This window comes from Microbacterium tenebrionis (genome assembly GCF_903645325.1).
GTDB lineage: Bacteria > Actinomycetota > Actinomycetes > Actinomycetales > Microbacteriaceae > Microbacterium > Microbacterium tenebrionis.
Genome location: NZ_CAHJXQ010000003.1, coordinates 188,106 through 200,802, shown reverse-complemented (window position 1 = coordinate 200,802; position 12,697 = coordinate 188,106). Strand labels below are relative to the sequence as shown.

11 protein-coding genes and 1 tRNA gene are annotated in these 12,697 nt (G+C 68.6%); 3 read left to right on the top strand and 9 right to left on the bottom strand.

All coding sequences use genetic code 11. The features are described from left to right. Positions 1 to 7: 7 nt before the first annotated feature. Genes HWX58_RS07110 through polA form a run of 7 tightly spaced genes read right to left on the bottom strand, consistent with a single transcriptional unit; the run spans position 8 to position 8,702 of the window. A complete protein-coding gene (locus HWX58_RS07110; RefSeq protein ID WP_175986325.1) occupies positions 8 to 817 on the bottom strand; it encodes an arginase family protein in 810 nt (269 codons plus the stop codon). A 24-nt stretch (positions 818 to 841) separates the two neighbouring features. Continuing rightward, on the bottom strand, positions 842 to 1,585 hold the full coding sequence (locus HWX58_RS07105; protein ID WP_175986323.1) for a formylglycine-generating enzyme family protein: 744 nt from the start codon (positions 1,583 to 1,585) through the stop codon (positions 842 to 844). Next, positions 1,582 to 2,205, bottom strand: a complete 624-nt coding sequence (gene yczE / locus HWX58_RS07100) for a membrane protein YczE (RefSeq protein WP_175986623.1) — start codon at positions 2,203 to 2,205, stop codon at positions 1,582 to 1,584. Before yczE ends, HWX58_RS07105 begins: the two co-directional genes overlap by 4 nt. Beyond that, a complete protein-coding gene (locus HWX58_RS07095) occupies positions 2,205 to 2,957 on the bottom strand; it encodes an SGNH/GDSL hydrolase family protein (protein WP_175986321.1) in 753 nt (250 codons plus the stop codon). The genes yczE and HWX58_RS07095 overlap by 1 nt, the downstream gene beginning before the upstream one ends. A 34-nt stretch (positions 2,958 to 2,991) precedes the next feature. Further along, positions 2,992 to 4,338, bottom strand: a complete 1,347-nt coding sequence (locus HWX58_RS07090; RefSeq protein ID WP_175986318.1) for an MFS transporter — start codon at positions 4,336 to 4,338, stop codon at positions 2,992 to 2,994. A gap of 3 nt (positions 4,339 to 4,341) precedes the next feature. Continuing rightward, positions 4,342 to 6,018 carry a DUF885 domain-containing protein gene (locus HWX58_RS07085; RefSeq protein ID WP_175986315.1) on the bottom strand — a complete coding sequence of 559 codons (1,677 nt, stop codon included), beginning with the start codon at positions 6,016 to 6,018 and terminating at the stop codon, positions 4,342 to 4,344. 32 nt (positions 6,019 to 6,050) lie between these two features. Further along, complete coding sequence (gene polA, locus HWX58_RS07080) at positions 6,051 to 8,702, bottom strand: DNA polymerase I (protein WP_175986312.1); 2,652 nt, start codon at positions 8,700 to 8,702, stop codon at positions 6,051 to 6,053. Positions 8,703 to 8,762: 60 nt separating this feature from the next. On the opposite strand from polA, the gene HWX58_RS07075 reads away from it, so the two are divergent. Further along, on the top strand, positions 8,763 to 9,170 hold the full coding sequence (locus HWX58_RS07075) for a hotdog fold thioesterase (protein ID WP_175986620.1): 408 nt from the start codon (positions 8,763 to 8,765) through the stop codon (positions 9,168 to 9,170). A 31-nt stretch (positions 9,171 to 9,201) separates the two neighbouring features. On the opposite strand, the gene HWX58_RS07070 is transcribed toward HWX58_RS07075, so the two are convergent. After that, positions 9,202 to 9,828 (bottom strand): ANTAR domain-containing response regulator, encoded by a 627-nt coding sequence (locus HWX58_RS07070; protein ID WP_175986310.1) that lies wholly within the window; start codon positions 9,826 to 9,828, stop codon positions 9,202 to 9,204. 95 nt (positions 9,829 to 9,923) lie between these two features. Between HWX58_RS07070 and HWX58_RS07065 the strand changes: the two genes are divergently transcribed. Together HWX58_RS07065 and HWX58_RS07060 are read left to right on the top strand one after the other, a co-directional pair. Then, a tRNA-Leu gene (locus HWX58_RS07065) sits at positions 9,924 to 10,006 on the top strand. A gap of 69 nt (positions 10,007 to 10,075) precedes the next feature. Next, positions 10,076 to 11,179 (top strand): magnesium and cobalt transport protein CorA, encoded by a 1,104-nt coding sequence (locus HWX58_RS07060; protein ID WP_175986308.1) that lies wholly within the window; start codon positions 10,076 to 10,078, stop codon positions 11,177 to 11,179. A gap of 45 nt (positions 11,180 to 11,224) precedes the next feature. Here the strand turns inward: HWX58_RS07060 and pyk are convergent, their stop codons facing one another. Continuing rightward, complete coding sequence (pyk, locus tag HWX58_RS07055; RefSeq protein WP_175986306.1) at positions 11,225 to 12,673, bottom strand: pyruvate kinase; 1,449 nt, start codon at positions 12,671 to 12,673, stop codon at positions 11,225 to 11,227. Between the last annotated feature and the right edge of the window lie 24 nt (positions 12,674 to 12,697).

The window sequence follows — 12,697 nt, the reverse complement described above, 5'->3', positions numbered from 1 at the left end:
TACCGCGTCAGTGCAGCAGGGCCTGGAACGTCTCGAGGATCAGCTCGACGCTGACGCGCTCGGGGACCTTGGGATCGCCGTACTCGAACTCCGCGAGCTCCACTCCCCTGACCTGTTCGCGCAGCGCTGAGAACAGGGCGGCGATCTGATGCGGCAGCAAGCCGTCCGGAACCCGGTACGCGGCGGGGATGTATCCGGGTTCGAGGACGTCCCAGTCGACGTGGATCCACACATCACGACCCCCGACGAGCTCAGCGACGCTCTGTGCGACGTCGAGCGCCGGTGGGAGGACGCGCACGCCGGCCGCTGAGAGCAGCTCGGCCTCCGCCTCGTCGATGTCGCGGCCTCCGACGACGATGACCTGTTCGGGGTCGAGCCCCGCACCATGGCCGCTGTCCCAGAGACCGCATGCCGCCGCGAGCACCATCCCTCCCAGGTAGCCGGACTCGGTCGTCTCCGGGGTGTTGAAGTCGCCGTGCGCGTCGACCCAGAGCACCACGGCGTCCGGGTGCCGCGCTGCCACGGTCGGCAGCGTGCCCAGGCTCGCGGCACAGGTGTTGGTGACGAGGAGCGGGGTCTGGCCGGCATCCATCGCCGTGCCCAGTGCGTCGCGCAGGCCTCTCAGCGTGTCGTGGGCGGCGGGGAGCGCCGCGCTCCAGTCATCGGTGAGGCTCGGCGACGGCGTTCCGACGACGCGCGGTTCGATGCCCAGATAGTCGCCGAGCGCGTCGGCCGTCGCGCGCGCTCCGCGAAGCGCGCCATCCGTACGATCGGCGACCCGCCCCTGCGAGACGATCAGCCCGAAGCCTGCGTTCATGTTTCCACTCCTATCCGAGTCCTGTCATCGTCCCGGAGTCCATCCGAACGGCAGCTCGCCGCCGGAGACGGCGCGCGCAGCATCCACCGCCGCAGACCATCCCTGCGCCTCTCCCTCGGAATCGAAGCCGCCTCGGGCGAGACGCATGCCGACGTCCTCGTGGTGCATGCGCGGCGCGCCGCCGCGACGGACGGATGCGCGCACGCTCCAGGCATCATCCGCATAGCCGCCGCCGCGGAACACGCGGTACTCGTCGTAGCGGGCAGGGTCGATCAGGTCCCAGCACCACTCCCAGACGTTGCCGAGCGTGTCGAACAGACCGTTGAGGTTCGGCATCCGTCCCCCGACGTCCTGCGGGGTCCTCACGCCGTCGGCGGCGGTCCACGCGATCTCGGGCAGCGGACCGTAATGCGGCGCGGTCGACCCCGCGCGGCAGGCGTACTCCCACTCGGCCTCGGTCGGCAGCCGATAGCCGTCGCTGTCGACGTGCCACGTGACGTCCTCGCCGTCGAAGGTGTAGGCGGGATCGAGGCCTTCCCACTCGGATGCCGCGTTGCAGAAGCGCACGGCGCGCAGCCAGCTCAGATCGGATGCCGGACGTCGGGGATACCGCGAAGCCACCCCGAGCACCTCCGCGAACTGCTCCTGCGTGACGGCGTAGACACCGATCTCGAACGCCTGCAGCTCGATCGTGCGATGCTCCTTGCGCCGCGCATCGTGCAGTCTCACGGAGCCGGCCGGGATCCGCGCCATCTCGAAGTCGGTCATGCGGTGACGCTCGTCCGATCAGCAGGAAGGCGGATCGCGAAGATCCGCAGGAAGTACTGGCACAGCGGTCCGACGAGCAGCGCGAAGGCGAGCGTGCCCACACCGACGTTGCCTCCCAGTGCCCACCCGACAGCGACCACGACGATCTCGATGCCCGTGCGCACGATCCAGATCGGCCACCCGGTGCGCTTGTGCAGCCCGGTCATCAGGCCGTCGCGGGGACCGGGGCCGAAGTGCGCCCCGATGTACATTCCGGTGGCGGCGGCGAGGACGACGAGCCCGATGACGAAGAACCCGATGCGCAGCCAGAGCGGCTGCCCTGTCGGGATCAGGAGCAGTCCGATATCGGCCGATGGCCCCACGAGCAGGGCGTTGAGCAGGGTTCCGATGCCGTAACGCTGGCGCAGCGGGAGCCAGAGCAGCAGCACCACGATACTCGTGAGGATCGTGATCACGCCGAACGTCAACGGCACGTGCGTGGCGATGCCCTGCGTCAGCACGTCCCACGGTGCCGCGCCGATCTCTCCGCGCACCATGAACGCGATGCCGATGCCGTAGAGGAAGAGACCGATGAGAAGCTGCGCGATCCGACGCGGGAGCCGGCGGCCGCGCACGCGCATCACTGCGGCGCCCGTTCGACCCAGGTCGGGAACTTCGGCGTGCGGCCGTCACCCGAGGAGGTGCGGGTCAGCCGGCGCCGCACCCAGGGCCCGACGTGCTGGCGGTAGTACGCCATCCCCTGCGCACCGGCGCGCTCCTCGGCCGGAGCCCACCATGCGGAGGGCGGCTCGTATCCCAGAGCGCTCAGCACGCGGCCCGCCACGCGGTGATGGCCGTTGGCGTTCATGTGCAGACGGTCCTCCGACCAGTACGCACCGCTCGACAGCTCGCGATCCGGCCAGTTCAGCGCACGGATGACGTCGGGACGGTCCGCGATCCGGCGGAGCACGGCGGCAGAGAGCTCGTCGCCACGCCGCTGGATGAGAGAACCCATCGGCAGCTGACCCGCGGGGTTCGCACCTGACAGGACGATCAGCGTGACGCTCTGCTCGTCGCAGCGGCGCAGCACCCGCGAGAACGTGTCGGCGATGTGCTCGACGTCGGTGCGGGGCCGGAGCATGTCGTTGCCGCCGCCGTTGAACGACAGATGAGTCGGTCCCAGAGCCAGAGCGGGCTCCAGCTGCTCCTCGACGATCGGCCAGGCGAGCTTCCCGCGGATGGCGAAGTTCGCGTACTGGATCGGGTGCTCTGCGGCATCCGCCCAACCCTGCGCGGCGATGTCGGCCCAGCCGCGCACGCGACCGTCGGGAAGCTCGTCCCCGACGCCCTCCGTGAACGAATCGCCGATCGCCACGAACCTCACACCACTCACCTCCCCAGCCTATTGCCGCCGGGGCGAGCGGGCGTCACCTGTCGTCGAGCGCCTGCCCGCGACGATCGACGAGGCCCCAGGCTGCACCGGCGGCCACGACGAAGAAGGCCGCGAACACCACGAACAGCAGCGGCGCTCCCCCGAGGCCGAGCAGCACGGGGACGAGCAGCGGAGCGACGATCGAGGCGATCCGGCCCACTCCGGCTGCCCAGCCGGATCCCGTGCCGCGCAGCGATGTGGGATAGATCTCCGGGGTCACGGCGTACAGCGCGCCCCATGCGCCCAGGTTGAAGAACGACAGGGCCATGCCGGAGGCGATGATCGCCGCAGGTTCCCCCGCCGTGCCGAAGAGCACCGCCGAGACGGCGGAGCCTGCCAGGAAGACCGACAGGGTGATCCGACGGCCCCATAGCTCGATCAGCCAGGCGGCGACCGCGTACCCCGGCAACTGTGCCAGCGTGATGATCAGCGTGAAGCCGAACGAGCGCACGAGGTCGTAGCCGGCATCGACGAGGATGCTGGGGATCCAGATGAACGCGCCGTAGTAGGCGAAGTTCACGCAGAACCAGACCAGCCAGATGCACAGCGTCCGAACGCGGAACTCGGCCGACCACAGGGTGCCCAGGCGTGCAGCGGCCGTCGCGGCGATGACCCGGGTCGGCCCGGAGGCCGGTGCCGGGGCGGTGACGACCCCGGCATCCGCCTCGAATGTCCCGACGATCCGGTCGGCCTCGGCGAACCGACCGCGGGAGGCGAGCCACCGAGGCGATTCGGGAAGGCCCCAACGCACGAACAGCGCGTATGCCGCGGGCACGGCTCCGAGCAAGAACGCCCACCGCCAGCCGTCGTCGGATGCCGGGATGACGAAGTATCCGATCAGCGCGGCCGCGGTCCAGCCGACCGCCCAGAACGCCTCGAGGATGACGATGAGCCGGCCCCTGATGCGGGCCGGCGCGAACTCGCTGACGTAAGTCGAGGCGACGGGCAGCTCCGCGCCGAGACCGAGGCCGACGAAGAACCGGAGAACGAGCAGGATCGCCACTCCGCCCGCGAGCGCACTGGCGCCGGTCGCCAGCCCGTACACGAGCAGAGTGATCGCGAAGACCTGTCGCCGGCCGAACCTGTCGGCGAGCAGCCCGCCGAGGCTCGCACCGAGCGCCATGCCGATGAATCCGACCGAGGCGATCCATCCGCTCTCGGCCTTCGTGATGTCCCACTGCTGGGCGAGTGCCGCGAGGATGAACGAGATCAGTCCGACGTCCATCGCATCCAGCGCCCACCCGAGCCCCGAGCCGGTCAGCAGCCGGAGGTGCCGACGGGTGAAGGGCAGGTCGTCGAGCCGGTGCGCGAGCGTCGCGCGTGAAGGCACGGCCTCGGTCATCGGCTAGTTCTTCACGAGCGCGGTGCGCAGCGTGTCGAGCCCGACACCACCGAGGTCGAGCGCCCGCTTGTGGAACGTCTTGATGTCGAAGGCGTCGCCCTGCTCGGCCCGGTAGGCGTCGCGCACCTGCTCCCAGATGCGCTGGCCGACCTTGTACGACGGGGCCTGCCCCGGCCATCCGAGATAGCGGTTGACCTCGAACTGTACGAACTCGTCCGACATGTTCACGTTCTGCCGCATGAACTCGAGGGCGTAGTCGGCGTCCCAGACACCGGCCCCGTCGAGCCGCTCCTTGCCGAGGTGAACACCGATGTCGAGGACGACACGGGCCGCCCGCATGCGCTGCCCGTCGAGCATGCCCAGGCGGTCGGCGGGGTCGTCGAGGTAGCCGAGCTGCTGCATGAGGCGCTCGGCGTACAGCGCCCACCCCTCGGCGTGACCGGACGTTCCGGCGAGGAGGCGGCGCCACGAGTTCAGCTCGGCGCGGTTGTACACGGCCTGCGCGATCTGCAGGTGATGCCCGGGGACGCCCTCGTGGTACACCGTCGTCAGCTCGCGCCAGGTGTCGAACTCGGTGACGCCCTCCGGCACGGACCACCACATGCGGCCAGGCCGCGAGAAGTCGTCCGTGGGACCGGTGTAGTAGATCCCGCCCTCCTGGGTGGGCGCGATCATGCACTCGATCGTGCGGATCTTCTCCGGAATGTCGAAGTGCGTGGCGGCCAGCTCGGCGACCGCGCGATCGCTGGTCTCCTGCATCCATTTCTGCAGGGCGTGGGTGCCGTGCAGCTTGCGCGACGGGTCGGCTTCGAGATGGGCGACGGCCTCTTCGACGGTCGAGCCGGGGAGGATCTCGTTCGCGATCGCGGTCTGCTCGGCGACCATGCGGGCGAGTTCTTCACGGCCCCACTCGTAGGTCTCGTCGAGATCGATCTTCGCGCCGAGGAAGCGACGCGAGTGCAGCGCGTACATGTCGCGCCCCACCGCATCGACCTCGGATGCCGCGGGAGCGAGCGTGGTCGTCAGGAACGTGCGCAGCTCGTCGTAGGCGACGCGGGCGGCCGCGGCGCTGTCCGCGAGGTCGCGGGCGAGGGATGCCGGCAGACCGCCCTCGTCGGGTGCGGCCTCGGCGACGAACGAGGCGAAGAATCCGTCGTCGGCGGTGTAGCGCACGATCTGGGCTGCGACCTCGGTCACCTGGCGCCTGGCCGGAACGACGCCCCGGTCGATGCCCTCGCGCAGCGTTGCTTCATAGCCGCGCAGCGCAGCGGGCACAGCGGCGAGGCGCTTTGCGATGACCTCCCAGTCACCGGCGGAGGCCTTGGGCATGAGGTCGTAGACCTGGCGGACGTCCTGCGCCGCGGAAGCGATCACGTTGAGGTCCCGCAGGTGCCATCGGGCATCGTCGAACTCGAGCTCGAGGTCGAGCTCGCTCAGCAGATCCGTCTTCGTGACCTCGTCGATGGAGTCGACGGGCGAAGCCGCAGCCAGGGCAGCGCGGGTCTTCCGCACCGCTTCGACGTGGCGCTCATGCCCTTCCGGGCTCAGGTCGCCGTAGCGGTCGTTGCCGGCGTCGCGGCCGATGTACGTACCGAGCGTCGGGTCGAGGTCCGCAAGGGTGTCGACCCACTCGTCGGCGATCTTGTCGATGGCGGTGGGGGTGCGCGGGGATTGCGTCATGGAGTTCAGCGTAGCGGCGTGCGCCGCAGGCGCTAGTGAGCGGCCTCGTTCCAGTCGCGCCCGCGGCCCACCTGGACATCCAGCGGCACCGACAGCTCGGCGGCGCCCGCCATCTGCGTGCGGACGATCTGTTCGGCGGCATCCCATTCGCCGGGGGCGACCTCGACGACGAGTTCGTCGTGGATCTGCAGAAGCACCCTCGAGCGCAGGTCCGCAGCGCGGAGGTCCGAGTGGATCCGGAACAGCGCGATCTTCATCACGTCGGCCGCACTCCCCTGGATCGGGGCGTTGAGCGCGGCGCGCTCGGCGTTCTCGCGCAGCACCCGGTTGGGGCTCGTCAGGTCGGGGAACGGACGACGGCGACCGAAGATCGTCTCGGTGTACCCGTCTTCCTTCGCCTTCATCACCGAGGCGCGCAGGTAGTCGCGCACCGCACCGAACCGGGCGAAGTACTCGACCATGAGCTGCTTGGCCTCGGACTGCTCGATGCGCAGCTGCTTGGAGAGACCGAATGCGGAGAGCCCGTAGACCAGGCCGTAGGACATCGCCTTGACCTTGGTGCGCATGGCCGAAGTGACATCGGACGGTTCCACGCCGAACACGCGCGCTCCCACGAACCGGTGCAGATCCTCACCGCTGTTGAACGCCTCGATCAGGCCCTCATCACCGGAGAGGTGCGCCATGATCCGCATCTCGATCTGTGAGTAGTCGGCCGTCAGCAGGGTCTCGTAGCCCTCGCCGACCTCGAATGCGCTGCGGATGCGGCGGGACTCCTCCGTGCGCACCGGGATGTTCTGCAGGTTCGGGTCGGTACTGGACAGGCGCCCGGTCTGGCTGCCCGTCTGCACGTAGGTGGTATGGATGCGGGCGTCGTCCGGAGCCATGCCGTTCTTGCCGATCGCACTGTCGAGCGACTCGATGATCTGACGGAGCTTCGTCGCCTCGCGGTGCTGGAGGAGCAGATCGAGGAAGGGATGCGGGTGGCTCTCCTGCAGATCGGCGAGCACCGCGGCATCCGTGGAGTAGCCGGTCTTGGTCTTGCGGGTCTTGGGGAGCTGCAGATCTTCGAAGAGCACCTCCTGCAGCTGCTTCGGCGACCCGAGGTTGAACTCGCGCCCGACGAGCGCGAACGCCTCGGCCGCGAGTCCGTCCGTGCGTGCTCCGAGTTCGGCGGAGAAGGTCGAGAGAACGTCGTGCGACACCGCAACGCCGGCGAGTTCCATGTCGGCGAGGGTCAGCAGCGTCGGCAGCTCGATGTCGACGAGGACGGATGCCACGGAATCGGGCAGATCCTCGCGCAGCGCCGCGGCGGCGCGGAGCGTGAACCACGCCTCCTGCGCGGGGGTCGCGCCGTCCGTCTCGGGCACGAGCTGGGTCGGATCGGCGACCGGCATCTTCTCGCCCAGGTAGCGGTCGACGAGGTGCGAGAGCGTCTTGTCGGGCAGGCTCGGGCGCAGCAGCCAGCCGGCGAGCAAGGTGTCGTAGGCGAGACCGCCGATGCGGATGCCGGCGCGCAGGAGAGCCTTGACCTGCGGCTTGGCATCGTTGAACACCTTGGGCGCGTCGGACTCGAACCACGGGCGCAGAGCGGCAGCTGCCTCCTCCGACCAGCCGGTCTCGCGGAGCTCGGTGAGCCCGGCGAAGCCGACGCGGGTCGGGGAACCACCGCTCACGACGATGGAGACGGCCACCTCGCCCTCCTGGGCATCCAACCAGGAGACGACATCGGCGACCGTGCTCTCCACCGGGGCGGGCAGTTCGACGGCCGGTTCGGAATCGGCCGGGTCCTCCCCTGTGCCGACGGCGTCGAACACCCGCGGCAGCAGCGTGCGGAACTCGAGCCGGGCGAAGATGTCGCGGATGGCCTGGACGTCGGCCGGGACCACGGCGAGCTCGGCGGGCCCCACCGGCAGCTCGACGTCGTCGAGGAGCCGGTTCAGCTTGCGGTTGCGGCGGACGTCGTCGATGTGGTCGCGCAGATTGCCGCCGACGACCCCCTTGATCTCGCCAGACCGCTCGAGGAGCTCATCGAGGGACCCGAACTGGGTGAGCCACTTGACCGCGGTCTTCTCCCCCACCTTCGGAACACCGGGGAGATTGTCGCTCGTCTCGCCCACCAGGGCGGCGATGTCGGGATACTGCTCCGGCCGTACGCCGTAGCGCTCCTGCACGGTGACCGGGTCGTAGCGCTTGAGCTGCGAAACGCCCTGCACCGACGGGTACAGCAGCGTGACCTCGTCGTTCACTAGCTGGATCGTGTCGCGGTCGCCCGAGACGACGAGCACGTCGAAGCCCTGCTCGGAGCCCTGCTTGGCGAGCGTGGCGAGGATGTCGTCGGCCTCGACACCCTCCTTGGTCAGCACCGGGATCGACATCGCGGCGAGGCAGTCCTGCAGCAGCGGGATCTGGCCCTTGAACTCCGGCGGCGTCTCGGATCGGGTCGCCTTGTACTCGGGGTACTCGTCGGTGCGGAACGAATGCCGCGACGTGTCGAAGGCGATCGCCATGTGCGTCGGCTGCTCGGCCTTGATGAGGTTCACGAGCATCGACAGGAACCCGTAGATCGCGTTCGTGTGCTGGTTGTCCTTGGTCGTGAAGTTCTCGACCGGGAGCGCGAAGAAGGCGCGGTACGCGAGCGAGTGGCCGTCGACGACCATGAGGGTAGGCTTTGCGGAGTCCGTCACTCTGACAGCCTAACGAGGACGGCAGACACCCGCCGAGGAGGACCCGTGACCGATACCCAGATGACCGGGCTGGAGTGGGCCACGCAGCGCGGTATGGGCGCCCTCGCGGAGAAGATGGGCATCGAGTTCACGGAGTTCACGATCGAGCGCAGTGTCGCGACCATGCCGGTCGAGGGCAACACGCAGCCGGTCGGTCTGCTCCACGGCGGCGCCTACGTCGTGCTCGGCGAGTCGCTGGGATCGATGTCGGCGAACCTCGCCGCCGGCCCCGGCAAGCTCGCCGTCGGCGTGGACATCAACGCGACGCACACCCGTTCGGCGACGTCCGGGATCGTCACGGGCGTGTGCACGCCCATCCACCTGGGGCGCAGCATGATGGTGCACGAGATCGTCGTGACCGACGATCAGGGTCGCCGCTGCTCGACCGTGCGCATCACGAACATGATCAAGGACCTGCCTCAGGGCTGAGACAGGTCCTCGATGCGACGGACGCGCTCCGTCAGGACTTCTTCGGTGCGAGCTGCTCGATGATCGCCTTGGCGACATCCTGCATGGTCAGGCGACGGTCCATGGATGCCTTCTGGATCCAGCGGAATGCCTCGGGCTCGCTGAGCCCCATCTTCTCGTTGAGCAGGCCCTTGGCGCGATCGACGAGCTTGCGGGTCTCGAAGCGCTCGACCATGTCGGCGACCTCGGCCTCGAGCGTGATGATCTGCTCGTGACGGGCCAGGGCGATCTCGATCGCGGGAAGGAGATCGTTCGGGGTGAAGGGCTTGACGACGTAGGCCAGGGCGCCGGCTTCGCTGGCCCGCTCGACGAGCTCCTTCTGGCTGAAGGCGGTGAGCAGCACGACCGGGGCGATGTTGGCCTTGTGCAGACGCTCGGCCGCGCTGATGCCGTCGAGCTGCGGCATCTTCACGTCCATGATGACGAGGTCGGGGCGCAACTCGGTGGCCAGCGCCACAGCGGTCTCGCCGTCACCGGCTTCACCGACCACGTCGAACCCGTTGTCGCGGAGGATCTCGACGATGTCGAGGCGGATCAGCGACTCGTCTTCGGCGACGACCACGCGTCGCGGGGCGGTTGCCGTGGGCTGCTCAGGCTGTTCTTCGGTCACGATTCCCATTCTAGGGGACGGCATGCTCCGTACTCGTAGCATCCACCCGGGAGCGTGCGGGCGAGCGCGCAGCGCTGCGCTAAAGTCGAAGACGCGACATCCGCGCCGGCGTGGCGGAATGGTAGACGCGGAGCACTCAAAATGCTTTGTCCGAAAGGACGTGTGGGTTCGAGTCCCACCGCCGGCACACGCAGAAGGGCCGTCCATCACCGGGCGGCCCTTCTGCGCAGATCCGTCTGCACCGAGAGGAGCTGTCATGGCGCAGCCGTCCCGCGAGGAATCGCACTCCCGTCGCTCCGGCGTGTTCCGGCGCCGAGCCGGGACGGGGACGGAGCCGGACGCGGTGTCCACCCGGCGCATCCGGTACATCGACGACGGGCATCTCGTCGTGGCCCCGCCCGAGACGAGCGTCGAGGACGCCCTGGCCTTCACCGAAGCGGACGAGAACCGCACGGCGCTCCTGCTGTATCCGAAGCCGACCCCGGAGGACGTCGCCGAACTGGCCAGCGCCTGGGAGCTGCATCCGCTGCTCGTCGAGGATCTGCTGCACGCTGGCCAGCGCCCGAAGCTCGAGCGGTACGAAGACGCGCTGTTCCTCGTCGTCCGCTCCGCCTGGTACGTCGACGACGCGGAGGACGTCGACTTCGCGGAGTTCCACATCCTCGTCCGGCCCAGGGCGATCGCCGTGTTCTGTCAGGACGGCCGGTGGATCGACGGCCTCGACGCCGACGACGCCTCTGGCGCCGCAGATCGCGGCGACAGAACGCTGCTCGAAGACGCGCGGCTTCTCCAGCACGCCCCGGAGTCGATCGTCTATCGGCTCCTCGACGCGATCGTCGACGGCTACGCCCCCGTCATCCGCGGACTCGCGATCGATCGCGAGCAGATCGAGCGCCAGGTGTTCGGCGGCGAGGCCTCGGTCACCGAGCGGATCTACCGGCTCAGCCAGGAGATCATCGACCTCCAGCAGGCGACGTCGGGTCTTGCAGATGTGCTCGCAGCGCTCCGTGGCGGCTTCCACCGGTATGACATCCCCGACCCGCTGCGCACCTATCTGCAGGACGTGGCCGACCATCTCAGCAGAGTGCACACCCGCGTCGGCGAGCTCCGCGACTCGCTCGCGCAGATCCTGACCGTCAACTCCACCCTCGTGGCGCAGCGGCAGAACGAGGACATGAAGAAGATCTCCGGCTGGGCGGCGATCCTGTTCGCCCCGACGCTGATCGGCGCGATCTACGGCATGAACTTCGACAACATGCCCGAACTGCACTGGGCGTTCGGCTATCCGCTCGCCGTCGGGGCGATGCTCGCCTTCGCTCTGGTCCTGTACGTGATCTTCAAACGTCAGAAGTGGATGTGACGAGGAAGGACCGCCCCGGCGGGACGGTCCTTCCTCGTGCGGCGCTTACGCTCCGGCTTTGTAGATCGGCGCTGCTCCGTTGACGGCATCCCCGACCTTGTGGACGCGGATGTCGTTGGTGGAGCCGATGATCCCGGGAGGCGATCCGGAGATCACCACGACGCGGTCGCCCTCGACGGCCATGCCGTTGCCGAGCAGGTACTCGTCGACCTGGTGGTACATGAGGTCGGTGTGCTGAACCATCTCGACGAGCGTCGAGCGGATGCCCCAGGTCAGGGCCATGCGGCGCTGGATCGTGGGCTCCGGTGTGAACGCGATCATCGGGATGCGCGAGCGCAGGCGCGACAGGCGGCGAGCGGAGTCGCCCGACTGCGTGAACACGCAGAGGAACTTCGCTTCAACGAATTCGGCGACCTCCAGGGCGGCGAGTGTGATCGCTCCGCCCTGCGTGCGCGGCTTGGTGGTCATCGGCGGGATCCGCTCCAGACCGTGTTCCTCGGTGGAGTCGATGATCCGCGCCATGGTCTCGACGACCACGATCGGGTACGCCCCCACGCTCGTCTCTCCGGAGAGCATGACGGCGTCGGCGCCGTCGAGCACGGCGTTGGCGACGTCTGAGGTCTCCGCGCGCGTCGGCACGGGGCTGGAGATCATCGACTCGAGCATCTGCGTGGCGACGATCACGGGCTTGGCCATGCGACGCGCCTCCTCGATCGCGCGCTTCTGCACGATCGGCACGGCCTCCAGCGGAAGCTCGACGCCCAGGTCGCCGCGCGCGACCATGATGCCGTCGAACGCGTCGACGATCTCCTCGAGCGCGTCGACGGCCTGCGGCTTCTCGATCTTGGCGATGACAGGCACCTTGACGCCCTCTTCGGCCATGATCTCGTGCACGCGAGTCACGTCCGAGGCGTTGCGCACGAACGACAGCGCGATGATGTCGGCGCCGGTGCGCAGACCCCAGCGGAGGTCGGCTTCATCCTTCTCGCTGAGCGCCGGAACGTTCACGGCGACTCCGGGCAGGTTGATGCCCTTGTTGTTCGAGACGGCGCCGGCGACGACGACGCGCGTGGTGACGACCGTGCCGTCGGTCTCGACGACCTCGACGCGGACCTTGCCGTCGTCGATGAGGAGGAAGTCGCCGGGCTCGACATCCTGCGGCAACCCCTTGAAGGTCGTCCCGCAGATCTCGCGGTTGCCGATGATGTCCTCGGTGGTGATCTTGAAGATGTCGCCCTCGGCGAGTTCGTACGGGCCCGCCTCGAACTTGCCGAGGCGGATCTTTGGTCCCTGCAGATCGACGAGGACTGCGACCGCGCGCCCGGCGTCGTCGGCGGCGCGGCGGACGTTGGCGTAGTTGGCGTCGTGGACGGAGTAGTCGCCGTGGCTGAGGTTCAGACGTGCGACGTCTACCCCCGCCTCGATGATCGCTCGGACTTTCTCATAGCTCGATGTTGCGGGGCCCAGTGTGGCGACGATTTTCGCGCGTCTCAAAAGCTTCTCCAGGGTGAAGAGGTG

Bases quoted from the DNA above. Each gene is read 5' to 3' on its own strand.
- HWX58_RS07110 (WP_175986325.1), bottom strand. From the start codon at position 817: ATGAACGCAGGCTTCGGGCTGATCGTCTCGCAGGGGCGGGTCGCCGAT.
- HWX58_RS07105 (WP_175986323.1), bottom strand. From the start codon at position 1,585: ATGACCGACTTCGAGATGGCGCGGATCCCGGCCGGCTCCGTGAGACTG.
- yczE (WP_175986623.1), bottom strand. From the start codon at position 2,205: ATGCGCGTGCGCGGCCGCCGGCTCCCGCGTCGGATCGCGCAGCTTCTC.
- HWX58_RS07090 (WP_175986318.1), bottom strand. From the start codon at position 4,338: ATGACCGAGGCCGTGCCTTCACGCGCGACGCTCGCGCACCGGCTCGAC.
- HWX58_RS07085 (WP_175986315.1), bottom strand. From the start codon at position 6,018: ATGACGCAATCCCCGCGCACCCCCACCGCCATCGACAAGATCGCCGAC.
- HWX58_RS07075 (WP_175986620.1), top strand. From the start codon at position 8,763: ATGACCGGGCTGGAGTGGGCCACGCAGCGCGGTATGGGCGCCCTCGCG.
- HWX58_RS07070 (WP_175986310.1), bottom strand. From the start codon at position 9,828: ATGGGAATCGTGACCGAAGAACAGCCTGAGCAGCCCACGGCAACCGCC.
- HWX58_RS07060 (WP_175986308.1), top strand. From the start codon at position 10,076: ATGGCGCAGCCGTCCCGCGAGGAATCGCACTCCCGTCGCTCCGGCGTG.